Origin of the sequence: Sporosarcina sp. P17b (genome assembly GCF_002743115.1) — a bacterium.
In the GTDB taxonomy this organism is placed as follows: Bacteria; Bacillota; Bacilli; order Bacillales_A; family Planococcaceae; genus Sporosarcina; species Sporosarcina ureae_C.
Genome location: NZ_PDYP01000003.1, coordinates 276,920 through 303,551 on the forward strand (window position 1 = coordinate 276,920; position 26,632 = coordinate 303,551).

The window sequence follows — 26,632 nt, forward strand, 5'->3', positions numbered from 1 at the left end:
ATGAATCTCGCGGGGTTTTTAGGCTTCTATCAAATAATCATAGAGTGTGTTTTCTACTGGGTGCTCCATTACCATGTTCATATGGACTACTGGTAAACGCTTTCCTTTACCATCTATCATATGGTCTTCCACAACACTTTGCTGGTCAGGTAGGCCTTTACCCAAGTAATAGAAGTCTGTTCCCTCATCGTCATCTTTCTTTACGAATAAATGAATGTCGATATCTTTTTCTTTCGCCTGAATAATCGTTTGCACTTCATTCGATCGGAGCGTTCGGTTACTGCGAGTATACCATTTGAATAACTCAGGATTGATGAATTCATCACCGTAATCCACGCTCGCTTCCACTTCTCCATGCTTATGATACGTGACGAATATAGGACAAGTACCGTGCTTCGTTTTATAACCATACATCGTCGAGCTCTCATCCGCCTGCCAATTCAATAATTTACATACATCTTTACGTGAATATTTGGCATGCAGCGTTAATTTATTTGCACAATCGTATACTTTGGATTTCTCTTTCGCACTACGCAACACGTCCGCAATTAGAAACACTGCATACGAATCATCTTCTATACTCTGCTGGATCTTTTCGTTGAACGTGAAAACTCGGTTATGATCCATCGTAATAATCGCTTGATTGCCATATTTCCTTTGGGCGTTTTGTGTGAAAAACGATAAATCATAAATTCGTGTGACGGATTCAATCGTATCCTCATCTACTTGACAGCCTGTAGTTTCTAGCTCGTAGATGAATTCATCTAAGCGTACACTTCCTTTAGAAAGTAACATTTCCGCCAGTACTACTTCATGGATCCGTTTGCCATTGATCAATTCTATAGAAAACATCGTTAATACTTGATTCTCATAAGGAGTAATCGTTTGAATAGAATCTTCCTTAGATACAACCTTCAATAGAAAATCAAAGTAACTATCGTGTTTATTAATAATAACGACCGGATCAATAGAATGCTGCTCGATAAAATCGAATAGATAAGGCACTCTGCCAATTTTATTCCTCAAATCTTGATACGCATCTTTCAAGATTTTCAAAGACGTTAAATTACTGCTGTTGATTGCGTTGAAAATACGCTTCTGTGCAACTTCTTCAAAATTAATTGTCGAGACACCTTTAATATAACTAGTATCTTTCATATTCCGTCGAACATTGTCTTTATTCATCGATCGGTCCCCAGACAATGCAATTGGAATCAAATAGTTATTCGCATAGTTTCCGATAAAATCAATGACCGTAACGAAGGGCTTGTTGTGATCCTTGCGCAGTCCACGTCCTAGTTGTTGAATGAAAATGATACTGGACTGTGTTTGTCTAAGCATGACCACTTGGTTGATACTTGGAATATCGATACCTTCATTGAAAATATCCACGGTCAGTATATAATCGAGTTCTCCTTTTTCTAGCTGATCCACTCTGCGCATGCGCTCATCATACGAATCATCGCCCGTTAACGCTACGGTTCTATAGCCGCGCAAATTGAGTTCTTTTGATAATTCATGTGCCTCTTCTTTTCGACTGCAAAACATCAAGCCTTTCACCTGATCACCAGCGTGACTATAATAGGTAATCTTTTCAATGACATGCTCAACACGTTCATTCGTTACCAATTTAGAAAGAACGGTGTGGTCACCAATAAGCTCCCCATCTATTTCAAAATCCGTCACACCAAAATAATGGAACGGACACAGCATATCTTCTTCTAACGCTTCTTGAAGACGAATCTCATACGCAATATGATAATCGAAAAGCTCGTAAATGTTGAAATCATCTGTACGTTCAGGCGTAGCGGTCATCCCCATTAAGAACTTAGGTGTGAAATAATCAATTACACGTAAATAACTAGTTGCGCCTGCTTTATGCACTTCGTCAATTAAAATGTAATCAAAGTCTTCTGGATTGAAGTCTTGAAGATTTTCAGCTTTTGATAATGTTTGGATACTCGCAAAAACGTACTTTTTATCCGCCTGTCGATTCGCCCCGACGTACAAGCCGAAGTCTTCATCCATTCCACCGAGTACACGTTTAAAATCCTGCATGGCTTTCTTCAAGATTTGTTCTCTATGCACAATAAACAGCATACGTTTAGGTGAAAATTTTCGCACATCAAAAGCAGCAAGATACGTCTTCCCTGTACCCGTAGCTGAAATAACTAGTCCTTTATCATGACCAGTTGCACGTACTGCTTCAATACTGCCAAGAGCTGCTTGTTGCATCTTATTCGGAACTACTTCCAAAGCTTGCTCAATCGCATTAGTTTGATAAGCTGATGGATGCTCGAATACTTGAGACACCCTCGTCCGGTCTGCATTGTCTTGATAAGCTGTTTCATAGTGTGCAATCCACTCTTCAGTTAACTCATTAGCATCTGACCATACATCCTCAAACTGATCCTTAAAGTGATAAACGATGTCACCATCGCGGTGAGATGTCAGCTTCACATTCCACTCATAATTCACTTGTAGCGCATGTGCCGTTAAGTTTGAGCTCCCTACAATTAATGAATACTGATCACCTTGCTGAAAAATATACCCCTTTGAATGAAAGCCTTGCTTTTCAGTTAACCGCACTTCAATATTTGGGATGTTCAGAAGCTCACGAAATACTTTTGGTTGATTGAAGTATAAGTAAGTAGACGTGATGATCCGACCATTTACACCTCGTTTATGTAGATCATAAAATAATGATTTAAGTGTAGCGAGCCCACTTTCTGTAATGAATGCCACGGAAAAGAGAAATTGTTCACAGTGACGAAGTTCATCTTGAATAGAAGACAACACCGTCGTATTCTTTTGGGAACTGTTCACCAAAAGCTCCGGTTTATAACTACCACTTTGATGATGTTCTTTATTCACAAAACCTTTTTGTAAAGATGCTTCTAATTGCCGAATAAAATCTCCCATTCCTAAGCTACCCCATTTCTAAAGCTATTGGTTTGCCAGCTTTTCTATCGCCGGAATATCCGCAGGTGCCCATTCAAGCATATGTAATTGATCTCTAACAACCCAGCGTAATTCTGCATGTTCTGCCGCCACAGGCTTTCCTTCGACAATGCTCGCCATGAATGTTTCCAAACGAACGATCACTTTTTCATATTCATATGTAGTGTCTTCTACTGCTTCTCCTACCGTAATCACGCAACCTAGTTCTTCCTGAATCTCACGGCGTAGCGCTTCTTGGCATGTTTCGCCAGATTCTATTTTCCCGCCTGGAAACTCCCAATAATTCGGCAATGTCATCTCAGGACTTCGAAGAGCAGCCAATAATTCACCTTGCGCATTTTCAATTACTGCTCCTACAACATGTACTTGTTTCTTCATTCTTTTCACCTCTATTTTTGCTATATCCAGTTGGGATTCATTATACCACCGATTGAAGTTAAATGAAGAAGTCTCAAAGTGTTTCAGTCTGCAAGAAAACAGGAATACTTAACCAACTACTATAATATAATCTACTTAAATGAGGTGTAGAAATGAAACGAGGAAACACATCCGTATTATTGCGCGTGGCAATTGTTGTTACATATGTCATCATGATTGCAGCCAATGCACTCGCAAATATACTACCTCTGAACGGACAAACAACAGGTGAGCTGTCAGATAAATATGGAAATCTATTCGCACCTGCAGGATTTACATTTTCCATTTGGAGTTTGATCTATTTACTGTTATTATTCCACGTCGTCTATCAATTAGGGTTGGTCCAGAAAACGAAAAATCCACAGCTTCTAAGTCAAGTAGGTAAGTACTTCTGTATTTCATCTTTGTTAAATGCTTCATGGATTTTCTTATGGCATTATGAATACTTACTTTTTTCCGTTGTTGTGATGTTGCTTATGTTGCTAACTCTCATCAAAATCAATACCATCACCTTGAATGCAACACTGACACGTAGAGAAGCATTTTTCGTCAAACTTCCATTCAGTGTCTACTTTGGATGGATCACGATTGCTACGATCGCGAATATTACCGCCTTTCTCGTCTCAATTGATTGGGATGGATTTGGAATATCTGAAGTCACATGGACGATTATCATTTTATTTGTTGGCGCTGCTATCGGAATTATGACTACTATTCGACAACAAGATATCGCCTATGCCCTTGTGTTGATTTGGGCATATTACGGTATTTACTCGAAGCACACTGCAGTGAGTGGATTTAATGGAGAGTATCCTACGATTATTCTATCGATAATAATTTGCTTAGCGCTTATAGCACTGACTATTGTATTCGTTGTTGTGAAAAAGTTACGCAAATAAAAAAGCGCAAAGGAGCAGGCGATTGCCTTTTCCTTTGCGTCAAATAGTTGTGCAATTAGGTTGTGTTATCATACAATACCCAATACATACATTCTACTACAAAACTTATCGTGATGAATTCAACAGCCTTTCCAATCGAGGACGATTAAATCGTTGCACCACGATCAACGGCACGTTAAACAGTACGGCATAGGCAACATTAAGCCAAGCAGCCCAAACTGGATTCCAGAAAAAGAAAAGAAATCCCGGCAAAATAGTTAACCAATGTACACATTCCGCACGTCTTGATTCTAAAAGAAAGTCATAAAGCGATGAATCATCCGCTCCATGCAAATGACTTTTATTGTATCCGCTCGAAATGAACAACGTACCGTCTGGAATATGCCCCTTCCACTTCTTCACGCGGAATAACCGTTGCCAAATTCGTCCTTCCTGTTCCCAAGAAAAACTCTTAAACAAGCGTCCATTCCGCGCAAACCAATTGATAGGAATTCGCTGCGCCGCCACCGATATAGTTAGATGAAAGATCATCCACGCGACTGCATCCAGAAGAATGACTCTATGCAGTGGCAATTCGATCAGCGGCATCCCATCACCCCCTTCATTGGTTCCTTCAACTCATTACCTCACACATTAATATTTCGCCCTTTCCATTGTACACTACCTTTTCGCTTTGATAGATAAAGTGAGTACGTAAAGATAGAAATAAAGACGACCAACAATAGTGGATATAGCGGGAATATCCACCAAATAAAACGACCGACACGTTTAGATGCGACCGCTAATTCAACTGCGTACAGTATATATAAACCAATAGACACCCCTAGCCAACTTGTCGAACTAAAGCCTGAAGCAAATAGCATACTAGCAGCAATTAATGCACCCGCCATCCATGTATAGATCAATACCATAACGAGTGGGTGCGTCGCTGCAGAACCACTTGCCATACTTTTTGAATAGCCTTGTACCATATCGGATAAGCCTCCTGGATACATACGCAACCAGGCTATTCCCTTACCACCATAGCAACGTACAGGCAAATCATGTTGTTGAAACGCCTTCCCAAGCGCTAAATCATCCATTACGGCTCCACGTACGACCGCATGTCCGCCAATCTCTTCATACTGCATCTTATCACATAACAAGCACGGCCCGAACGAACCCCCTGCCTTCAAACGAGTTCCTGCAACTGTAAAGACGTTCATACCCGCCATCACAATGAGTGGAAACAGAAATGCCAACTGCTCATACCATTTCTCGGCATAGTGCTCCGGCTGTAAAGACAAAATTCCACCGCTCCCCATGGATTCAAATGATGCGATATAATTCGACAAACTGTCTGGATGTGTAAAGACCGTATCTGCATCCATAAATAGTAATAATTTATTGTTAGCTACCAATGAACCCGCCCAACAAGCAGCAGACTTTCCAATCCAGCCTTCTTCCAATAATTCATTTGAAATTACATTAGCACCGTAAGATCGTGCCAATTCTCTTGTACCGTCAGTAGAGCCGTCATCTACCACAATCACTTCATACGATACGTGTCGCTGATGAACAATGGATTCAAGTAACGGCTTCAGACGAAACTCTTCATTTCTTGCTGGAATGATAATGGAAACAGAAGATGTGGGAATACCTTTATGCTGAATGGTGGGTACTCGCCAAAAAACTAGTACGCCACATAACAAGCCAAGGAGCGCTATGACAAGTGCAATCAGTAGCAAGATCGATAAGACATCCATCACAAACTCCTCCTCTGTATCATTCCTTTATGATCGTGACCGTTTCACCATATCACGCGTCAGGATCTTATCGCATACTTGTTGACCACTTAGCGTCACCATGGGCATACCGCCACCTGGATTGACTGTACCGCCAACAAAGTACAAATTATCAAAGCGTTCACTATGCTTCGAGTGTTTGAATCCTTTATTCTTCTTTTTATCCGATACCGTCCCATAAATCGCTCCACGGTGAGAGCCATATGTGCGTTCAATATCATGAGGCGTCCAGACATCACGCGTTACGATGTTCTCACGTAAACCTTCTAGCCCCATACGCTCAAGCTTTTCTAACACGTTATTCTCAAGCTTCAAATAATCCGCTGGCGTAAATGGGTTGTCTTGAATATATGGAATATGCGGTAGGATTTTCAGATTTTCGTGACCCGGTAACGTTTGTGAAGTATCTGTTTTATTCGTGTTAACAAGATAAATTGTTGGGTCATCAGGTAATTGCTTCTTCACAAACACTTTATCCATTTGCTTTTTGAGATTCTTGGAGAAGAAGAAGTTGTGATGATTAAGTTGCGGATAGCTCTTCTTTACGCCTAAATGAAGCACCAAGCCTGAACTGGATGGCTCAAACTTCTTCTCGAGTTTTTTCGTGAACTTAGGGTCACTATCGACCATCTTCTGGTAGAACGGAATTACTTCCATATTGGAAATGAAATAGTCTGCCTCTACTATTTCACCGTTAGCCAGTTCAGCACCAATAATTTGGTCTCCAACTGTCTTCATTTTCCGAACACCGATCCCTGTATGTAGCTTGACACCAACTTCTTCTGCCAATTGAACAAGTGCATTAGCTAAATGATGCATTCCGCCCGGTACATACCAACAACCTTGCGCATGCTGCATATAGACCATCATATTTAGTATAGCTGGCGCGTCATAAGGAGAAGAACCAACATATTTAATAAAGTACGACAACATATCGCGCAGATGCGGATTACGTACACGCTTGTCAATTGCACCGTGTACAGTAGAAAACAGATCAAAGCCTTTAATCGACTTGAGTGCACCATGATGTTTAATCACTTCACTCGTGGAGTCCAGTCCTTCTTTGAAGTAGCCCGCTTCCGTCATGTCATACAGACCTTTAGAATAGTTCAGGAACTTCTGATAATCTTTCATATCCTTATGTGATAACTGTGGGTTCATCTGCTCCATCTTTTGTAAATCACCATATAAATCGAGCACTGTTCCGTCGGGGAAGAAAGAACGCCATTCACGCTCTAATCTAAGTATTTTTACGTAATCTGACATACACTTCCCACTATCCTCAAACAGCTTTTCGAAAATATGCGGCATCGTCAAAATGGAAGGGCCCAAATCGAAACCGAAACCGTCTTGCTCCAAGCGATTTAATTTTCCACCTAGATGATTGTTTTGTTCATACAAGGTTACAGAATAATCACGTTGCGCTAATGAAATAGCAGCCGACAGCCCACCTAGGCCACCGCCAATCACCACTACGCGTTTTTGGTTTTCCAACATATAGGGCCACTCTCCTTCTTACATGCTCGCACGGGCAACTAACTTTGCCATTTCCACCGCTGACACATAATTTTTCTGATTAAAACAATCGTATCCACTTTTTCGTACACTATTTAATATTCCTTGATAAACATGTGCTGACGATAATACGGGAAAACGGCTATCCTCATCGAATTCTCCAATATGTTGCGTGAAATTGTCATATAAGTTCTCCGCACGTTTCGCAAGATATTCCCACATAGCCACAAAGTTCTTTGTGATTTGCCCTTCTGACAAAAAAACTTCACTATACTTATAGCGTTCCATTTCCTCTTGTGGCAAGTAAATACGACCTTTGTCTCGGTAATCTTCACCGACATCACGAAGGATATTTGTTAGTTGCATTGCAATGCCGAGATCTTCCGCCACGCGATTCAAGTCCGTCTTAGCGTTACTCGCAATAATGGGTAATAACATTTTTCCTACAGAACCTGCCACATACTTACTATACGTTTCCAATGAACTAAGATTCGATGGGCTCATAAAATGAATATCCATACGTTGCCCTGTCAGTTGTTCATAAAACGGTTGTAAGTCCATATCGAAACGATTGAATACGTCACGTAAAGCTCTCCATAATGGATGATCTACTTCTTGGCCTTTTGCAAAATGATTGAGTTCATCTGTCAATCGATCCAACGCAATAAGTTGTAAACCGCTTGTATTATTTTCATCTACACTATCATCTGCAGTTCGGCAAAAGGCATAGATAGCATATACTGCGCGTGCTTTATCTTTTGGTAGATTTGAGAACGCGTAATAAAAGCTCTTTGAATGACGCTTGATGATTTTTTCACAATAGGCATAGTCAGAAGCTATAGTCGATGATCGATCGATTACCATATGAATTCTCCTCTCAAGTTGCTTGGAATAATATACCTCTATCATCATGCATGAGTTCTTCTGTCGCGATTCGTGCGGAAAGAAGAACAATCGGCACCCCTGCACCTGGATGTGTACTACTACCTGTAAAGTATAAATTTTCACAATGCGTTGCTTTACTTTGTGGACGTAAATGATTACTTTGGCTAAGTGTTGGCTGCAACCCGAATGTTGCACCATTTTGTGCGTTGAAACGTTCTTCAAAGTCTTTCGGCGTCATAAAGCTTTCAGACACAATTTCATTTTCCACGTTTTCAAAGCCTTTTACTTTCTTCAATGCTTCTAGAACGTAGTGGCGATAATGCTGGATTGTTTCTTCATCCCACTCGTATTGTGAACATGAACGGTCGGAAACAGGTACTAGAATATACAAACCATCTTTACCTTCAGGTGCCAATGAAGGATCCAACTTGGAGCCAATATAAACGTAGAAAGATGCCTCTTCTAGTTTCTTACCAGTAAAAATATCATCCAAGTTTTCTCTCAACTTCTCATTGAAGATAAAGTTGTGTGCAGTCTTTATTTCTTCATATTTCTTATCCATTCCGAGATACATCAGGAAGCATGAACAAGAGTATTTCATATTATCTATTTTCTTATCTGTGTACTTCCCTTTAGAAGGCACATCTTTCACCAAATTTTTCATTGCGTATGGGAAGTCCGCATTGCACATTACATAATCGGATTCGATGAACTCACCCGCAACTTGTATACCTTTTGCTACTCTATTTTCAATGACTATCTCCTCGACCGGTGTATTGTAATGTACTTTGCCACCAAGCTCTAGGAACAAACGCTCAAGCGATGATGCCATAGTGTACATTCCGCCTTTAATAAACCAGACACCGTAGAGGAATTCGATCATCGGAATCATCGTATATAGTGACGGTCCACTATAAGGAGAAACCCCAATATATAATGTCTGGAAACTGATCATCTGCTTTAGACGTTCATCTTTAATGTACTTGCTCATAAATGCATCCGCTGTGTCAAACGTCTTCAGCTTCAAACCTTGTTTAAGTACAGACAAGTTATAGAAATCCGATGGTTTACGGAATGGCTTCTGCAAGAAATGTTCTTTCGCCACTAGGAAACGCTTATAAATCACTTGCAAGTATTCTAGGAATCCAGCCGCGTCATCTTCGCTTATTCCTTCGAACACTTCCATCAGTTTTGATAGTTCAGCAGAGATTTCATAGTGATCCTGTGGTTTGTCGCCAAAGTATACGCTATACATTGGATCTAAACGTTCCATAGGAATATAGTCATCGGGGTCTTTTCCACACAGATAAAAAATTTCTTTATATAGATCAGGCATCATTACAATGGTGGGCCCTAAATCGAATTGATAGCCGTCTTGTTGAATACGGTGCATCTTACCTCCAGCCATAGATTCCTTCTCAAATAGCTCTACTTGATAACCCGCGTGTTGAAGTCGGGTGGCACTCGCGAGTCCTGCTACACCCGCGCCAATTACGTTTACCTTTTTCTTCATTTTTTACATCTCCTCACTTCTAGTGTGAAACAAACATTGTACAGAGTTGTATAATCAATGGAATAATTACAAGTTTCGCAATAAAACCTTATACAATGGTTATACACTATTATAAGATTTTTCACAAGTAGTAGAGTTAGCATTTTTAAAATTACGTGAAAAAGCCCCTAATCTCATAGCAAGATTAGGGGCTTTTTCATGTAATCTATTGTAGATTTATACAGAAAAACTACAAGTTACTCTTATTAACAGAAACAAATTCTATACCCTTTACTACAGCTTCATCTAAGTAAATAGAGAGCTTGTCCAACATATGAGCTGGTGCACGGTCATCGGCACCTCGGTTAGTGCCGTCGTCGTGTAGTAAAATAATTGAACCGTCAGCTGGGACGTTACGCAAGCCTTCTAGTAGTCCTTGCTCGCAACTATTTATTTTCCAGTCTTTGAAGACGTGTGACCAGAGGACGATTTGATACGGTCTGGTGACGAATAGTGTTGCTGCGTTCATAAAACCCCATGGCGGTCTGTATACTGTTGGTGATTCCCCTGAAATATCGAAGATGGCACGATGGGTTTCCTTAATTTCTCGTGACAACATAGAAGGCGTTAGCAACCAGCTAGATGTATGGTTGTCGTGATGAATACCGATTTGATGACCTTCTTTGTGCATACGTTCGACAACCTCAGGATAGTCACGAACATGTTGACCCACTACGAAGAATGTTGCTTTGATTTGATGTTGCTTAAGTAAATCGAGCAGTTGCATTGTGTAAACGGGATTGGGTCCATCGTCAAACGTTAAAGCAATGCCTCTTCGTTCTGGCAGACGTTTCATGACTCGGTACCCTGTTGACCCGATCAAGGCGGTAGCTCCCATGCCATAGGCAAAAGGAAGAAGTGCAGCTGCTCCTGCAATCCAGGCAATGTTTTGTTTTTTCATACTAACTCACTTCCTTTTTCTTTAGTATAAAGTGTATTTATTCGTAATTCAAAATCATAACTATGTATCCATTCTATTCTGACCACTAAACTTTATCCTGTATTGACTCTTTTTAAAGTATCAGATTCCCTTTATTCTAAATCTAATACTTTTATACGTGAGGATGGTACAGACCATGCAGAAAACACAAAGTTATCCTACGCAACGAACAAAGACATTTGATTTAATACTGACGTCCATGCTTGCATCACTCGTGTTCGTCGCTACACTTTTACTTAATATTAAGCTGCCTCTTGGAAACGGTGGACTGATTCACCTCGGTACTGCCATGTTGTTCATTGTCTCTATTTTATTCGGACCTAAAAAAGGGATGATCGCAGGAGCTATCGGAATGGGCTTATTCGACCTCGTCAGTGGCTGGGCGTTGTGGGCACCTATCACTATCCTGACACGTGGCTTGCAAGGGTATATTGTTGGTAAAGTTGCATGGTCAAACGGCCGTAAAGGAACAAGCTTCAAATTTAACCTACTCGCCATGCTGATTTCGATACCACTCACTGTTGCAGGCTACTACGTAGGGGAAAGTATACTCTACAACAGTTTAATCATCCCGCTTGCTTCCATACCAGGTGATCTAGTGCAATGTGCAGTGGGAATAGCGATTGCTATTCCGGTTTGTGCGATGTTGAAAAAGGTTTCCATGTTTAAATAAACACTACCCACTGCAAAAGCAGTGGGTAGTGTTTATTTATATGTACTATTCATTTTCTAGAACTAAACGAGTTAAGTGTATATAAAAGTGAATTCATTAAAAAAACTCTACTACGAATCACATCGTAGTAGAGTTTTATGATTCTAACAATTAGTTATGAACTACTTCTTTCTCCAGCTCATTCTCTGTCAGTTTTAATGTTTTGGAAGTAGATGCATGCATGTCCTTCAATAATTCAGGATGCTCTGCTAATGCTTTACCAAAGGAAGGAATCATCTCCTTCAACTTCGGCTCCCAGTCGCTTACTTGCTCAGGGAAGCACTTGTTAATAAGGTCCAGCATAACTGCTACTGCAGTAGATGCTCCCGGAGAAGCTCCTAGCAATGCTGCGATTGAGCCATCCTTATCTGTTACAAGTTCCGTACCAAATTGTAGCGTACCTTTGCTATCTGGAGTATCTTTGATAACTTGTACACGCTGTCCCGCCGTCCATAAATCCCAATCTTCGCTCTTCGCATCTGGAATAAATTCACGCAGTTCATTGATACGTTGTTCTTTTGTTTGTACTACTTGTTCTACCAAATACTTAGTCAACGACATATTCTTTGCACCACATGCTAGCATAGTCGTTAAGTTATTAGGTTTTACAGAACCAATTAGATCCATCATAGATCCTTCTTTTAAGAACTTCGGTGTGAAGCCTGCAAATGGTCCAAACAGCAAGGATTTTTCGCCGTCTATATAGCGAGTGTCCAAGTGTGGAACGGACATTGGCGGTGCACCGACTTTAGCTTTACCATATACTTTTGCATGATGCTTTGCAATGACATCTGGGTTTTTACAAACCATGAATACACCGCTAATTGGGAATCCACCAATGTGCTTACTTTCAGGAATACCTGTTTTCTGAAGCAATGGAAGACTTCCGCCCCCGCCACCAATGAAAACAAATTTAGTTTTATGGAATTCAAGCTTTCCATCTTTATTATTCTTTATTTTTAATTCCCATTCGCCATCACTTGTACGCTTGATATCTTCTACTTGATGACCGTAGTTCACTTCAACGTCCACTTTTTGCATGTGCTCGATTAACATACGAGTCAACGCACCAAAGTTTACGTCCGTACCTGTATCAATTTTTGTTGCAGCAATTGCTTCATTGACAGTACGGTCTTTCATGATTAACGGAATCCACTCTTTCAACTTCTCCGGATCTTCGGAAAACTCCATTCCTTGGAATAGTGGATTTGCTGTCATCGCTTCAAAGCGCTTCTTCAAATACTTCACATTGTCTTCACCTTGTACAAGACTCATGTGTGGCAGTGGCATTATAAATTGCTCAGGATCTTTAATTAATTCTTTCTCGACTAGATGTGACCAAAACTGCATAGAAAGCTGGAATTGCTCGTTTACTTTAACCGCTTTCGCAATATCTACAGTACCATCCGGTCTTTCAGAAGTGTAATTCAGTTCACACAATGCTGCGTGACCTGTTCCTGCATTATTCATCTCATGCGAGCTTTCTTCACCTGCTCTATCCAGTTTCTCGAACAAGGAGATGTTCCAGTCTGGCGCTAATTCCTTTAGCATCGTTCCTAGTGTCGCACTCATAATTCCGGCACCAATTAAAATAACATCTGATTTAGTTTGTCTATTACTCATTTTGACCTTCCTTATATGTGAAATTTACAGAAACGTAAATGTTCCTAAATAAGGCGTCACAGCATACATGGCGCGTACTAGGAGCACTTTATTCTGTCTTGGTTTGACCATACAACTACTACCATCTTTTCTAGTATACATCAAATATAACGAGGTTTAAAGAGACTTGTCTGTTTGTTTGTGAAGATAATCACAATAAAGTGTCAGAATTCTGTTATATTTTCTTTTTATTTTAGCATTGAGAAATTTCATGTTAATAGATCTTCTGAAATCACTTTAAATCCTTCAATAATCGTATCTTCTTCTACTTCAATCAAAATACATTGCTTGCCATCATAGTTGACCTGCTTCACATATTTCAAGTCTTGTGGACTGATTGAAATATTGGCCACTTTGGTTTCAATTTTGATTGACTTCGATGTATAGCTAGGGACAATGTGAGCCGCCTTCATTTCATAAGATGTGTCATCGACTATAGTTTGGAAAGCCGTTTCTACCGCTTCTGTATTGACGTAGTCGACACCGCTCATTTTCAAGACACGTTCTACTTGCTTCGCATCAATTACTGGTGGCTCTTCCGGTTCTTCCTCTTCTTCATCCACTACAGTCAACCTGTAGATTGCCTCATAGACATTGCCTAGCGTTTCCGTATCTACTTCGCCACCCACTACTTGTTTAACGATCTCCTCGAAAACAGCTTTATCGTCAGCAGCAGTAACTACTTCTTCTCCATTCAAGACATTCTCTATAAACGCATAATCGGGCTTATTCGCTTTACCGGCTGCATACAAGACATGGTTTACATCAGCCGAATTGTCTGTAAAGCAAGGGAAGAGAAAGCCGCCGATGGGTGATGCTAGATTAATGATAGGATCAAGCATCGTATTCGATTTAAATTCACGCTCTTGAAAATCAAATACGATAGAGCGCTTCGGCAAGTCGGTGTGATTCATACTGCATAGAATAAACGGTGTCGTAAACACTTCATCACGCATATCGATTTCTGTCTCTTCACTGTTACGTTTGGTCTTTTTAAAGTAGTTCCCACGAACAAATGTGATGACAAGATCTTTTTCATATTGGACATCTTTCACCATCTTCAATGCCAAATGCTGCATCTCAGTTTTCCAATCATCTACTTCTTCTGCCTGCAAACCTTCATACAATAACTTTTGTGTGTGTTCCTCATTAGGCTCTTCTTCCTGACGTTCGAACTTCACTTCAAATAACTTCATACCTAGCTTACCGCCAAGTACTTTCTTGAAGTTCGTCATGAATAATTCCTGTTGTTCACGGTCCAGCAAAGCAAAGGCCTGACTTTCCTCATGATAAATCTCACTGCTTTCCTGTCTAATATACACATGGTAAATATCAGTGATTGTTAGAAGATCTGTATCTAATTTAAATCGTTTACGAATATCTGCAATATCGTTCTTATTCATTTTCGTTCCCACTTCCTAACTGATTTAAATGAATTGATTCAACACGTTGGATGATGTTATCACACTTATCTGGAAAAAATTAAATAAATTGTACATAAAAAACGAAAAAACGGGTACACAATGGAGTGAGACTAAAAAATGTATACAAGGAGTAGTGATTTCATGTCAGAAAAACTATTTACAGCCACAGCAACTGCTAACGGGGGAAGAGAAGGTCATGTTGCGTCTTCCGATCAAGTAGTTGAATTCGATACGGCAATGCCTGGAACAAAACGAGCGAAAGAATTAGAGCGCTCTACTAACCCCGAGCAATTATTCGCTGCGGGTTACGCGGCTTGTTTTGACAGCGCACTTCAACTCGTCGCAAGCAAAGAACGCGTTAAATTCTCTTCCGAAGTCACAGCAAACGTCAGCCTGTGTAAAGACGAATCGGACGGTGGCTTCAAGCTAGAAGTAGAACTACAAGTAAAAGGTACAGACATTGAAAAAGCACAACTAGAAGAACTAGTAGAAAAAGCACACCAAGTCTGCCCTTACTCTAAAGCTACAAGAGATAATATTGCCGTTACATTAACAGTAGCCTGATTACAAAATCGTACGAACACAAGATAGAGCTGTCCCCGAATTCGTTATGACGATTTCCGGGACAGCTTTTTAACATAGTATAGGATGTAACGTCGTTGAACCTACTTCAGCGCTAGCAAATAGCTCTCGTTTAGTAAGTATTAAACAACTAAGTCTTTACCTATCGCTAGTAATAGAGAAATAAACTAGTTGATCGTAAGTGGAAGGCGGTGACTCCCCGATGGATCAGCGGCTCAAGCCACGCCCATGGGAAAGCGTTCGCCTGGAGTGTCGATCAACGGTGCCCCCACCTCACTAATTCTACTGAATATGCCCTACTAACTTATTTCAATCTATCAAGTAACTCCAAAATAGCAGTAGTCGTCTGAGTCATCTGCTCTTCATTCGATATAGTAGCCTTGCCGTCACCCTTCTGCTCGCCGTAATCACCAAACCCCGCATGATTACCGCCCTTTATCTCCAAGAACTTCGCATCACTAGGCATACTAGCCTTCGCCGCTTTAATAGCCTTCGCATCTGCCACTTCATCACGACTCGCCCAAATCGACAACACATCCACCGACGTTTCACTCAAATCAGTGTGACTCCCAGGATAAGAGGCCAACAACACTAGCCCAGCAATCTCATCGTGACGTAATGCATAATCAGACGCCGTGATACCGCCTAAAGAATGCCCACCAATCGCCCATGTAGTAATTTCAGGATGCTTGCGTATGACTTTATCCGCTCGATCAGGTGAAAAGATAGCCATCTTCAACGGCAAGTGAGGAATGACCACAGTATAACCTTCTTTTGCCAGCTCTTTTGCCATCGGGGCGTAGGCTTCCGCCTCTACTTTTGCACCTTGATAAAAAATAAAACCGATATTCTTTTTATTCGAAGTCGGTTCAAACACCAACTCTTTTTCATTTTCAACTGTTACTTCCGAATCTGATTGCAAATGATCTTCTGCGTAAGACTGCGCTTTATAATAAAAGCTAGCAAATACGAAGAAACCAACCGCGATGATCAATAGGAAAATAGCGAGTCCAATAAATAACTTAAACTTCCACGACTTCTTTTGTTTCATACTCGATCCTCATTCCAGTTTATTTCTTCATGATCTCGATGAAATGCTTTAACACTCTAGCCGTCAAACCCCAAACGGTATAATTGCCATATTCATAAAACCATTCTTCAAGTGAATGGCTTCTAAATTTATATTGATTCCCGTTCATAATCTTTTCGAATGGGAAATTATCCGGTAGTGCTGTTTCGACTGCTACGGTATGCATATAGGGCTCATGTTCTATCAACCAGTCCAGTGGAATCGCAAACACTTCTTCCACTTCGTCTTTATTATAGCTACGAATAATTTCATTGTAATCAACGACTGCCACAAACGGATAGACAACGAATGAAGGCGATGCTATATATGGACTTAACTCTCCTAGTACTTGCACCGTCTTCGGATTAACTCCAAGCTCTTCCTGTGTCTCTCGTAAAGCAGCTTCCATCGGTGATGCGTCTGTTATATCTATTTTGCCACCCGGAAAGCTAATATCACCCGGTTGCTTTCTCATCGTGAAAGAACGCACTTCAAATAGTACATGCCATTCTCCATCCGCTTCTACTAACGGAATAATAACGGCTGAACGGAATGCTGTCTCTTCCCCAATAAATAAGGATTTGTTATCGAATAATTTATTTTGTAGTTGCTCTAAGTCCATGAAGTCCCCCACCTCATTGTTTTCATCTATCGTATCATTACCAGACGAATCCTTAAAGAAATTAAAAAGAGCTACTCGTAAAGAGCAACTCTCCATATTATCAATATATGTCAGCGCTTCACGAGTTTCCCTTGCACTACATATCGTTTATCTTTACTATTCACAGAGTTATTACACGTAGACAGCGTGACAATTCGATCTTCAGGTCCGACTTCAACAGGCATATCGATTAGCGACCGTGCTTCAACTTCTCCTAAAAACTCACTGAATTCTTCATTCGTCTGAAAGTCTGTTTCAATATAATAAAAATCAATCGTCGTTTCATAGGCTGCGAATACTTCAATATCATAGCCATCATATAACGTATCGACATAAATAATAGGGTGTGCGTCTGCATAGTCTTGTTCACCAAATTTTTTCAAACTACCGAACATCGTATCATTTCTCATTGCATGGCCATAGAGAACCGTGTTTTGACTCATGTCTTGGATATCATTACGAAAATCCATAAAGACACTTCCCGCACGGCTACTTTCTCGAGTAAAGTTTCGATTTAAGTAATAGTCATTGTCTTCAGCTTGCAGTATGGGATTATGTAACTTGGTACCTTCCACAGACACCCATCCGACAATATCCTCATTCACTTTATGCAATTTTTCAAATTGCCTACGCATTGAATACTCACCTAACGAATGTTCTTGCGACGTTTCTTCCGCTACAGCTAGTTGCTTCGTATCTTCAAGAGCTGTCTCATATATTTGTTGCGTATCTTTTAACGAACTGGCTGATTCCACGTAAGTGTACAAATACTGTACGAGTAAATAGCCTGAGTAGAGAAAGACTGCCAGATAAACGAAAGGCAACAGTTTCGACAGACGTTTTTTCATCAGCTTCCCCCCTAAATGCCAAGGGACATCATGTAAAGGCCTAATTCGTCATCTTCCTTGAATACGGCATTGACTCCATACACTTCTTTAATGACATCCTTTGTAATGACCTCACGCGGTGGACCTTCTGCAATAATGCGACCATTCTTCATCATTATAATTTCATCGCTATATCGAATTGCCTGATTGATATCATGCAATACCATGATGATCGTCAATCCATAGTCTTCATTTAGTGACTTTACGAGCTCCAATAATTCAATCTGATAATAAATATCCAAATAGGTGGTCGGCTCATCCAAGCATAGTATTTCCGATTGCTGTGCAAGTGCCATGGCAATCCATACACGTTGACGCTCTCCGCCAGATAATGCCTCTAAGTCTTTATGCCGCTTGTCTGTCAGATTCGTGACGGACAATGCCCAATCTATAGCCTTTTGATCTTCTTGCTGATTTCGCTGCAATAATGTTTTATGAGGCAACCGGCCAAAGCTGACCAATTTTTCAATCGTCAAGTCTTTTGGCACTTCATTCTGCTGATACACAATAGCTAGTTTTTTTGCGAATTCTTTCGGCTTAAACATCACCAAGTCACGATTCTCGAGTGAAGTTGTGCCCGACTTTGGCATATTGCTTCTCGATAGAACGCTGAGTAATGTCGATTTCCCACAACCATTCGGGCCGATAATCGTTGTAACTTTCCCTTTAGAAATAGACGTAGAAACGTCATCCAAATGATTCGTTATATTATCGTGTGATACAATAATGCGCTTCATTTCCATAACAAGTCACTCTTTTCGCAGTAAGAATATTAAGAACGGTCCGCCAATAATCGCCATCAGCGTTGAGGCTGGTATTTCAAGCGGCGCTACTATTGTACGCCCCAGTGTATCCGCAAGTAGAATAATCAACGCCCCTAAAAGTGCAGTGAATGGTATGAGCACCTTGTGATCATACCCTACTAACCTACGGGCAATGTGTGGCACAAGCAATCCAACAAACGAAATCACACCCGCCACTACAACCGATATCGCTGCCAACAACACTGCTACTGCCGCTATAATTAAACGGGCACGTGCAACATGGAAGCCAATACTTTTTGCTGTCTTATCTTGCAACACCAATAAGTTACACCAGCTGTATAATGCAAAAGCTAACACCAATCCGATCGTTCCGTACGTCGCAATCGTCGAGACATCACTCCATGTACGCATCGTCAAATTTGAACCGATGATACTGGAAGCTGAGACATTTAATGAACCACCAAAGCTGATGAAAGCTTCAGTGAGTCCCGTGAACATAGCATTGATCGCGATTCCAACAAGAATTAATTTTAACGGGCTAAGACCCGATTTCCACGATAGTGCAAACACTAGAAAACAAGCGAATGCACCGCCCATAAATGCAAATAAAGGCGTCATGAAAAAGAGCGCCGGGAAGAATGAGATAATGAATAACTGTACAAACGCCGCACCGGAAGATATTCCGATAATCCCTGCATCGGCCAATGGGTTACGCATGACAGACTGTAGCAAGACACCCGATACCGATAATGCCGCACCTGCAAATATTGCGACAATCATGCGCGGAAAGCGCAAATCACGAATCGCTTCCATCTGACTGTTACCTTGTTCAAAGAGTGCACCAAAAAATTCAAAGAATCCCATTTTGATGCTGCCTGTCGTAGCTGAATACACGATAGTTACGACAAGCAACAGGGATACGATTATATAACTAGTTATTCTTTTTCTCATGACGGACTTCCTTTTCAAACGAAATTCATCGAGTTATCGATAGAATATCTTCATTAGCTCACTTAATGCCTCAGGTACTTGCAAAGAAGCCGTTGTACCGAATAACTCTTCTTCTAAATCATATACTTTACCGTTTTTTACAGCATCGAAATGTTTCCATACATCATTTGTTTGAAACTCTTCGTTGAACATTTCCACGACCTCATCCGGCATGCCATGTGATAGACGCAAGATAATGTCTGGATTACTATTATGAAGATACTCCGTATTGGATGATAAGTATTCAGGATCCTGCCCTTCCATTACATTCGTTCCCCCTGCACGTTTCACTAGGTCACCTGCGTAGGAATTTTCTGTAGCTACTAAATAACTGCCTGGAATACCGAGTAAGATCAAAACGCTTGGCCCTTTACGGTTCGCAGCCACAACTTCCGCTGCTTCAATTTTCTTCTGTAGATCCCCTACTAATTTATCTGCTTGTGCTGTACGATCATAACGCACTCCAAGACCTTGGATTTCCTCCATCATCGAATCGATACTTTGAAAGTTCAAAAATGTCGCGGGTATATTCAATTGCTCAAACCCACCTTCAAGATCATATTCCAATGTAGAAACAGATAAGAAATCTGTCGTGTCCAAGGATTTCACGATTTCCATATCGGGCGTCATGGCATTACCAATAGTAGGAAGTCCGTCGAAACGGCTTGCCATTTGTTTTTCAGATTCAGGAATAGCGATAGCATCTATATCTAACTTATCGAGAATTTCTGCAATAACGACAGTACCGGCAATAATTCGCTGATCACTTGTTGTATCTGTTTCACTCTTCACTGCGTCATCTGCTGAAACAGCCTTTTCTTCTTTATCATTACCGCATCCTGCGATAATCGCTGCTGTCATGATTGCCAACATCAGCAGTATATATTTCCACTTTTTTTGCACAATGTAATCCTCCACTCGTTATTTATCACTTATCATGCTGTTTTTCTTTGTCAGCCTGCGTAAAAATAAAATACCCGACAGCATACATAATGATAATAATACACCGATTCTCAACACATCAAACGGTATTGTCTGATCGGTCTCCTCGTTCATTGCCACCTCTTCAGGTTCACTTGCTACTTGTGCAACGACTTGATCTGGTTGTTTCTTTGCATCGTCCACTGTACGATCAAACTCCAGTTTTTCTTCCGTCAGAAGAGGAGGTACGTCTGTCTGTACTGGCTGCTTTTCTTCGGATGACTTATCCAATTTTTCATCTTTTTTCGTAACGGTAGATGGTTTCTCTGCAGTAGTAGATTTTGCAGGTTGCTCTACTCGCTTAGTCAATGAAGAAACAGCTTTACTATTTGAAGCTTCCTTACGTAGAAACTTCGCCGTTTGTTGCTGGTTGAAAACAATTTGCAAAAACTCTTCTTCTACATGTGAACTCACAGGGTTCTCCGCTTTCATCCAAACGCCTATCCCCTTCTGGAAGTCTTCTACTTCAAACTGCACAATACGCGTATCGGTTTGCGATACTAATTTAGGTTCCACTAAATTTCCTTGCTGCTCTACAGTAAATCCCTTGACCTTGCTAGGATGAAGTATTTCCAACTGTGCATAGAATCGATGATCACGTTCAATAACACGAATTACTGGATTGACATAGTCATTCATGGCAGACAATTTTCCAGCTAACAGCAGTTGATAGTGTATCGTATCATCACCTGCCTGAATTGACTGTGTCGGTTTTTGATCAAACGCTGGCAATGACTGTTGCTCGATGAGGAGCTCAGAAGAAAATGTTTGCTGTGCATGTTCTGTCGCTAATCTATACGTTCCTGCTAATTCAATCTTTTGTTGTACATCCTTAATATCAAACTGAACTAAATTTTCTGCTCTATTCAGCCGGGTACTCATTTTGTTCCCTTGCTGCATGGCAGTGATATGCGTTAGGATGTGATCATTTTTCGCTGAAATCGATAACGTATAGCGATCTTCCTTAACAGTTAACGTAGCCTGCTTAATAAATAAAACATCTGTATCCTCTGCTTCATGTGATAGAAAATTTAGTTCAACTTGATAGTCATCCGTTGCGTTAGTTTTGCTTTCATTTGCATTTACAGAATGAAAAGGAAGCCACGCTGAGATGAGTAGCAAAAGTAGAGGCAACCACACAATTCTTTTCATTTCAAACGTACACTCCTTTACATATCGTGTAAAACGACAGGAACTTCCTTCCGCATGTAAAAAAGCGAAAGGAAGTATCTGTATTTACTCTTATTTTTTCATGAAGTTCAATGAACCGTTTAGAATTTTAGCCATTTGTGTACGTTGTAGGGAATCGCCAGAGTTGATCAAGACTTTGCCATTCGGCTGTTTTGCGCCTGTCATGATTTTTTCAGCGTATAACAATGCAAATGCTTGCTTCGCTTCAGGATCTGTAATGACTTTTCCATCTGCATAGAACGGAAGAGTTGTATCTCCTTTTTTGATTTCTTTACCTTCTGCAAATTGAATTGCACGGTACAACATCAAAGCACCTTGCTGACGAGTCAACGTGTTATTCGGGTTGAACTTTTCATTCGTTTGTACAATGCCTGCTTCCGCTAGAGCATTGATTGCGCTGATCCGTTCTTTATCTGTGATTTTACCTAAGTCTTTAAATCCAACATCTTTAGTTGTGTCGAGATTTAACGCACGTGCTACCATTAATGCAAACTGTGAACGTGTAATGTTGTTGCGTGGATTGAACTTATCCGCGCTTTTTACAATCCCTTTATCAAGCAACGCAAGGATCGCTTCTTTGTTGCCGTCTTTGTCAATATCTTTAAATGGATTTACGACTGGTGTAGGGTTTGGTTTCACTTCATTAGTGAAGTCCAGTTGTACTTTATGGTTTGCATCATACTTAACAGGTCCTTCATTTACAATAACGTGAAGGTCAGCATTCACTAACTTTGTTAGGTCTGCTACTTTAAATGTGTATGTGCGTGCCCCTGTTGATTTGTCATCTGTTGCAATTGGGATTTCCTTGCCAGCAATTTTGAAGCCGTGGATGTAACCGCCTTTAGGGAAAGTAAGAGTTACTTCATTACCATCGGTTACTTTCTTTACTGAAGCTGTCGATGACATGTAATCCTTCATGATCGACTCTTCTTTTGTTCCATCTTTGTAAACTTTTACGTTTACTTTACTAATTGTTTCTGCATCTGTGTCTGCTTTAGCGACCGTTGCTTTGAAATCGAATGGATACCACTTATCCATGTTAGCAGGTGCATATACAACATGGATTTTGCCTGAATGTATTTCATCCGCTACTACTGGGAAAGTATAAGTCGTTGTGCCGTCCGTATTTTTAACTTCCGTTGCATCAGCAAACTCTTCTCCTTGTTTCGTTTGAAAGCCTGCAATCATAGGAGCTGATTTAACTGCAACCGTTACCTTCGCATATGTTACTCCATCTTTTTCTACCAACGTACCTTGTGGAATGAGGTGGCTACTGATTGCAGGTTCTGGTGTAGTTGTACCTGATTTATAAACATGAAAGTCAACTACTTGATCCACAGCAATCGTCTGTTTCAAAGCTGACACTGCTTGATCACTTGTGCTGATCGGGTTAGCGGATGCTGCTGTTGGAATAGCGATAGAAGCTGCTAATAGTGAAGCAAGTACTACTTTTGTTGCGCGAGATGATGTTTTTTTCGTCATAATTATTGTTCCCCCTGTTTTTTTTGGAATCTAGTTCTATACAATAAAAATGCAGAACCTGCTAATACAAAGATTAATAGGTACGGCGTTGAATCACTAGTTTGCGGATTCTTTACTGGCTTTTGGGTAGTAGGCTTTTTCGTTATAGTACCTGTGCTCGTATTGGTATTCGTGTTCGTGTTAGCACTTGGTGGAGTAGTATTCGTTGCAGGTGGTTTTACAGCTGGTGGTGTAACGGCAGCTTTTTCTTCAAACACCAAGTCAACTGTATACTCGTGGTGATAATTGATATCCTCGACATCAACTTTCATAGGAATCTTCACTGGTTTAGAAATGTCACTTACACTAAACTCTACCACTCTTGTATCGGCTTTAAGATCTTCATTGACTACTTCTGCTCCGCCCGCTGGCTCAAACTTCGTAATCCAAGAGCTGTTCTTAAGAGTAAGCTGTACGATGGCAGAACCATTCGTTACGGTGACGAGTGCTGGCTTTTGAAAGTAATCATTAGCAATAGATGCATTAGAGCTATCTGGCTGGTTTACTTGATAGTTTAATTGCTGAGTACCATCCGCTATTTTAGCGGACGCTTGTGGCAAGCCAACTGTCAGCACGAAAAAACTTACAACTAAAAAGTACAAAAATGTTTTTTTCACTTGTACATAATCTCCTCTCACTTGTCATTTTTCATGCTACATAAATCCAATAATTGATTGCCAATTGTCGGATAGACTTCTACTTCTAAAGTATCTCATAAATAGCCCCATACATGAAAGGAAGGCACTCAAACGTCTATTTTTTTATGACGACTATGTGACGATTTTAAGAGATAAATGAGAACAGTTATCATTTAATATATCTTTTATTGGCCATTATGTCAATCATATTTTGGAAAATTATTTCAATTTATATTTCATGCTTTTTAGTTAGTCACGAACTAAGGGGCTTTGCATAGTCTAGATAGATACGAGTTAAGAATGAAAGGAGTTTTATAATGAATCTTGAATCTTTTAGCGGTGTCGTAATGGTGATAAATGATTTTTACACCGGGCAAAACAACGACTCAGGTTGCTACATGCTAATGACAGTCGATAATGGTCGCGGAAACGTTGTTAACTTTGTAGTAGAACCAACAACTTATTTCGTCCATCAAGTGAAAATTCATGTTGGCGATCACGTTACAGGATTTTATGATGCGGACGCCGCCACTCCTATGATCTATCCTCCTCAATTTAGAGCCATTGTTATGTCAAAGGATTCTAAAAGCGAAAATATCAAAGTGGACTCCTTCAATCGTCGCTTACAAAGTAGCGATGGAACGCTTCAGCTAAATCTATCTCCACAAACTGAAATACTGTCTACAAATGGTCAGTATTTTACAGGAAATATAGCAGACCGGAATTTGATTGTGCTGTACGGTTCGGCAACAAGAAGCATTCCCGCGCAGACTACGCCACATAAAATCATTGTAATTTGTACATGAAGATTATAACTATTAGAAAACAGGGATACGTCGCTATGACGTATCCCTGTTTTATAGTCGATAAAATTCTTGTGTTCTAGTATATATCTCTTCATAGACTTCTTCTAGATCAATCCCTTTGATGACTGCTATGCTCTTCATACTCTCATGGACCATAGAGGGGTGCGTTAACTTACCTTTGAACATCTCCTCAAAGGGCCAAGGCCCATCGGTTTCTACCATTAGTTGACTGAGTGGAACACTTTCTACTAATTGTTGGATCTTTGGCCTATATACCACTTCAGGCGTTACTGAAATCATATAGCCATTTGAAATAATTCGATGCAAAACACGATCTTCTCCTTTAAACCAGTGGAAGTGGGCGCGAGAAACTGAATACTTTTCCAGTAACTCACACACTATTTCCGCATCTTCGTACACCGCATGTAAAGCGATTGGTAAATCAAGTTGTCCAGCCTTTCGGATAAAACACTCTAACAAATGTACATAAGGAGCTAAATCCAGGCCGGGCCGTTCTCGTCTCAAATAATAAGGCAACCCCACTTCTCCAATAGCCGTTAGACTTTCTGCATGATCATCAATTAGTCTTAAAATAGATAATGCTTCTTGTTCTGTCGGCAAAACTTGTTCGGGGTGGTAACCAATTGCTGGTTTGATTCTATCATCTGTTTTTGCAAGGTTTAGTTGTCTTACAGAAGACTCAAGATTATTCGAGACCGAAACTAGTGCAGTTACATCATTTTGCTCCAATTCATTCAAAATCTTACTACGTTGATCTATTTCATACATATCCATATGAATATGTGCATCGATTACATATCTTCTCAAGACCCATTACTCCCCCCGCTTTGATTTACTATGTTCCACGTGAAACGTCTACCCGTAAATGAACCTTGTCTATTATATCTGCGTCCTACTAATTTACATTAGGAAAAGCAGGTGGTGGTTTATGAATTCGCACCGCATACAAACAAGAGTCGTACATGCTATAAAACAACTTGGTACGTTTGGCTGGCAACAAGCACTTTCTTGTATCTTCCCTGTCATAATTTTCGCTTCGCTTGCACTAACACAAATTATCACTCTGCCATTTCTGCCAAGGTATGATTGGTTGCTTCTAATTTTTGTAGCAACTCAGTGGTGGATGGTACGCTCGGGTCTTGAAACACGGGACGAACTAAAAGTAATTACGCTCTTTCATATGATCGGTCTTACTTTGGAGATCTTCAAAGTACATATGGGTTCATGGTCTTACCCTGAGGAAGGGTATTTCAAAATTTTAGGTGTCCCCTTATACAGTGGCTTTATGTATGCGAGTGTAGCAAGCTATTTGTGTCAGGCCTGGCGTCGACTTGATGTACAACTCATTCAATGGCCTTCCTTCTACATAGTCGTTCCGCTATCCATTGCCATCTACGGAAATTTCTTCACTCACCACTATTGGATTGATATGCGTTGGTGGTTGTCTGTACTCGTTCTAATCGTTTTCTGGCGTGCGTCGGTACGCTATCAGGTAAACGATGTATCGTATCGAATGCCGTTAGCCCTTTCATTTGTTCTTATAGGTTTTTTTGTTTGGATTGCTGAAAACATTGCTACTTTCTTTGGTGCATGGACCTATCCAAACCAGAGTGAGACATGGCACCTAGTCGGAATCGGAAAATTAAGTTCTTGGTTGTTACTGGTCATTGTTAGTTTTCTTATCGTCGCTACGTTAAAGCAAATTAAAAAAGAGTAGCTCATTTTTTTGTACTGCGAATCATATATCATACTGATTTCCCAGGAAATATA

General features: G+C 40.4%; 25 protein-coding genes. 5 read left to right on the forward strand and 20 right to left on the reverse strand.

Annotation, left to right across the window (positions count from 1 at the left end; all coding sequences use genetic code 11):
* Nucleotides 1-18 precede the first annotated feature (18 nt).
* The gene (locus CSV76_RS05400) at nucleotides 19-2,922 is read right to left on the reverse strand and encodes a DEAD/DEAH box helicase (RefSeq protein ID WP_099624913.1); all 2,904 of its coding nucleotides are present in this window, start codon (nucleotides 2,920-2,922) and stop codon (nucleotides 19-21) included.
* Between the two features lie 24 nt (nucleotides 2,923-2,946).
* Entirely contained in the window at nucleotides 2,947-3,339 is a 393-nt protein-coding gene (locus tag CSV76_RS05405; protein ID WP_085427646.1) for a (deoxy)nucleoside triphosphate pyrophosphohydrolase, read from the reverse strand.
* 152 nt (nucleotides 3,340-3,491) lie between these two features.
* Between CSV76_RS05405 and CSV76_RS05410 the strand changes: the two genes are divergently transcribed.
* Complete coding sequence (locus CSV76_RS05410; RefSeq protein WP_099624914.1) at nucleotides 3,492-4,277, forward strand: lantibiotic ABC transporter permease; 786 nt, start codon at nucleotides 3,492-3,494, stop codon at nucleotides 4,275-4,277.
* Between the two features lie 105 nt (nucleotides 4,278-4,382).
* Here CSV76_RS05410 and CSV76_RS05415 read toward each other — a convergent pair whose 3' ends face one another.
* The 6 genes from CSV76_RS05415 to CSV76_RS05440 form a co-directional block, all read right to left on the reverse strand.
* Nucleotides 4,383-4,865 carry a glycosyl-4,4'-diaponeurosporenoate acyltransferase CrtO family protein gene (locus tag CSV76_RS05415; protein ID WP_099624915.1) on the reverse strand — a complete coding sequence of 161 codons (483 nt, stop codon included), beginning with the start codon at nucleotides 4,863-4,865 and terminating at the stop codon, nucleotides 4,383-4,385.
* A gap of 38 nt (nucleotides 4,866-4,903) precedes the next feature.
* Nucleotides 4,904-6,022, reverse strand: coding sequence for a glycosyltransferase family 2 protein (locus CSV76_RS05420; RefSeq protein WP_099624916.1), 1,119 nt, complete (start codon nucleotides 6,020-6,022; stop codon nucleotides 4,904-4,906).
* Nucleotides 6,023-6,049: 27 nt separating this feature from the next.
* Nucleotides 6,050-7,558, reverse strand: coding sequence for a phytoene desaturase family protein (locus tag CSV76_RS05425; RefSeq protein ID WP_099624917.1), 1,509 nt, complete (start codon nucleotides 7,556-7,558; stop codon nucleotides 6,050-6,052).
* An 18-nt stretch (nucleotides 7,559-7,576) separates the two neighbouring features.
* Nucleotides 7,577-8,440 (reverse strand): phytoene/squalene synthase family protein, encoded by an 864-nt coding sequence (locus CSV76_RS05430; RefSeq protein ID WP_085427651.1) that lies wholly within the window; start codon nucleotides 8,438-8,440, stop codon nucleotides 7,577-7,579.
* Between the two features lie 13 nt (nucleotides 8,441-8,453).
* Nucleotides 8,454-9,974, reverse strand: a complete 1,521-nt coding sequence (locus CSV76_RS05435) for a phytoene desaturase family protein (RefSeq protein WP_099624918.1) — start codon at nucleotides 9,972-9,974, stop codon at nucleotides 8,454-8,456.
* A 229-nt stretch (nucleotides 9,975-10,203) separates the two neighbouring features.
* Nucleotides 10,204-10,914 (reverse strand): polysaccharide deacetylase family protein, encoded by a 711-nt coding sequence (locus CSV76_RS05440; protein WP_099624919.1) that lies wholly within the window; start codon nucleotides 10,912-10,914, stop codon nucleotides 10,204-10,206.
* Between the two features lie 175 nt (nucleotides 10,915-11,089).
* On the opposite strand from CSV76_RS05440, the gene CSV76_RS05445 reads away from it, so the two are divergent.
* A complete protein-coding gene (locus tag CSV76_RS05445) occupies nucleotides 11,090-11,626 on the forward strand; it encodes an ECF transporter S component (RefSeq protein ID WP_085427654.1) in 537 nt (178 codons plus the stop codon).
* A gap of 150 nt (nucleotides 11,627-11,776) precedes the next feature.
* Here the strand turns inward: CSV76_RS05445 and CSV76_RS05450 are convergent, their stop codons facing one another.
* Both CSV76_RS05450 and CSV76_RS05455 read right to left on the reverse strand, forming a co-directional pair.
* Complete coding sequence (locus CSV76_RS05450; protein WP_099624920.1) at nucleotides 11,777-13,288, reverse strand: malate:quinone oxidoreductase; 1,512 nt, start codon at nucleotides 13,286-13,288, stop codon at nucleotides 11,777-11,779.
* A 248-nt stretch (nucleotides 13,289-13,536) separates the two neighbouring features.
* Nucleotides 13,537-14,730 (reverse strand): DUF4317 domain-containing protein, encoded by a 1,194-nt coding sequence (locus CSV76_RS05455; protein WP_085427656.1) that lies wholly within the window; start codon nucleotides 14,728-14,730, stop codon nucleotides 13,537-13,539.
* A 162-nt stretch (nucleotides 14,731-14,892) separates the two neighbouring features.
* Here CSV76_RS05455 and CSV76_RS05460 point away from each other — a divergent pair, with 162 nt between their 5' ends.
* Nucleotides 14,893-15,315 (forward strand): organic hydroperoxide resistance protein, encoded by a 423-nt coding sequence (locus tag CSV76_RS05460; protein WP_085427657.1) that lies wholly within the window; start codon nucleotides 14,893-14,895, stop codon nucleotides 15,313-15,315.
* Between the two features lie 322 nt (nucleotides 15,316-15,637).
* Here the strand turns inward: CSV76_RS05460 and CSV76_RS05465 are convergent, their stop codons facing one another.
* The 9 genes from CSV76_RS05465 to isdC all read right to left on the reverse strand — a co-directional run bounded on the left by CSV76_RS05465 (nucleotide 15,638) and on the right by isdC (nucleotide 24,014).
* Nucleotides 15,638-16,384, reverse strand: coding sequence for an alpha/beta hydrolase (locus CSV76_RS05465; protein ID WP_099624921.1), 747 nt, complete (start codon nucleotides 16,382-16,384; stop codon nucleotides 15,638-15,640).
* 19 nt (nucleotides 16,385-16,403) lie between these two features.
* Nucleotides 16,404-17,024 carry an NUDIX hydrolase gene (locus CSV76_RS05470; protein ID WP_099624922.1) on the reverse strand — a complete coding sequence of 207 codons (621 nt, stop codon included), beginning with the start codon at nucleotides 17,022-17,024 and terminating at the stop codon, nucleotides 16,404-16,406.
* 110 nt (nucleotides 17,025-17,134) lie between these two features.
* Nucleotides 17,135-17,911 carry a class B sortase gene (gene srtB, locus CSV76_RS05475; protein WP_085427660.1) on the reverse strand — a complete coding sequence of 259 codons (777 nt, stop codon included), beginning with the start codon at nucleotides 17,909-17,911 and terminating at the stop codon, nucleotides 17,135-17,137.
* A gap of 11 nt (nucleotides 17,912-17,922) precedes the next feature.
* Nucleotides 17,923-18,693: an ABC transporter ATP-binding protein gene (locus tag CSV76_RS05480; RefSeq protein WP_085427661.1), complete on the reverse strand. Its 771-nt coding sequence runs from the start codon at nucleotides 18,691-18,693 to the stop codon at nucleotides 17,923-17,925.
* Nucleotides 18,694-18,699: 6 nt separating this feature from the next.
* Entirely contained in the window at nucleotides 18,700-19,665 is a 966-nt protein-coding gene (locus CSV76_RS05485; protein WP_099624923.1) for a FecCD family ABC transporter permease, read from the reverse strand.
* Between the two features lie 33 nt (nucleotides 19,666-19,698).
* Nucleotides 19,699-20,577: a heme ABC transporter substrate-binding protein IsdE gene (isdE, locus tag CSV76_RS05490; protein ID WP_085429039.1), complete on the reverse strand. Its 879-nt coding sequence runs from the start codon at nucleotides 20,575-20,577 to the stop codon at nucleotides 19,699-19,701.
* Nucleotides 20,578-20,625: 48 nt separating this feature from the next.
* Nucleotides 20,626-21,837 (reverse strand): NEAT domain-containing protein, encoded by a 1,212-nt coding sequence (locus CSV76_RS05495; protein WP_099624925.1) that lies wholly within the window; start codon nucleotides 21,835-21,837, stop codon nucleotides 20,626-20,628.
* A gap of 90 nt (nucleotides 21,838-21,927) precedes the next feature.
* Complete coding sequence (locus tag CSV76_RS05500; protein ID WP_099624926.1) at nucleotides 21,928-23,358, reverse strand: NEAT domain-containing protein; 1,431 nt, start codon at nucleotides 23,356-23,358, stop codon at nucleotides 21,928-21,930.
* 2 nt (nucleotides 23,359-23,360) lie between these two features.
* Nucleotides 23,361-24,014, reverse strand: coding sequence for a heme uptake protein IsdC (isdC, locus tag CSV76_RS05505; protein WP_233204407.1), 654 nt, complete (start codon nucleotides 24,012-24,014; stop codon nucleotides 23,361-23,363).
* A 338-nt stretch (nucleotides 24,015-24,352) separates the two neighbouring features.
* Here isdC and CSV76_RS05510 point away from each other — a divergent pair, with 338 nt between their 5' ends.
* On the forward strand, nucleotides 24,353-24,841 hold the full coding sequence (locus CSV76_RS05510; protein ID WP_085427666.1) for a hypothetical protein: 489 nt from the start codon (nucleotides 24,353-24,355) through the stop codon (nucleotides 24,839-24,841).
* 51 nt (nucleotides 24,842-24,892) lie between these two features.
* Here CSV76_RS05510 and CSV76_RS05515 read toward each other — a convergent pair whose 3' ends face one another.
* Entirely contained in the window at nucleotides 24,893-25,669 is a 777-nt protein-coding gene (locus CSV76_RS05515; RefSeq protein ID WP_099624929.1) for a TatD family hydrolase, read from the reverse strand.
* 121 nt (nucleotides 25,670-25,790) lie between these two features.
* Here CSV76_RS05515 and CSV76_RS05520 point away from each other — a divergent pair, with 121 nt between their 5' ends.
* Nucleotides 25,791-26,579 carry a DUF817 domain-containing protein gene (locus CSV76_RS05520; RefSeq protein ID WP_085427667.1) on the forward strand — a complete coding sequence of 263 codons (789 nt, stop codon included), beginning with the start codon at nucleotides 25,791-25,793 and terminating at the stop codon, nucleotides 26,577-26,579.
* Nucleotides 26,580-26,632: the final 53 nt, after the last annotated feature.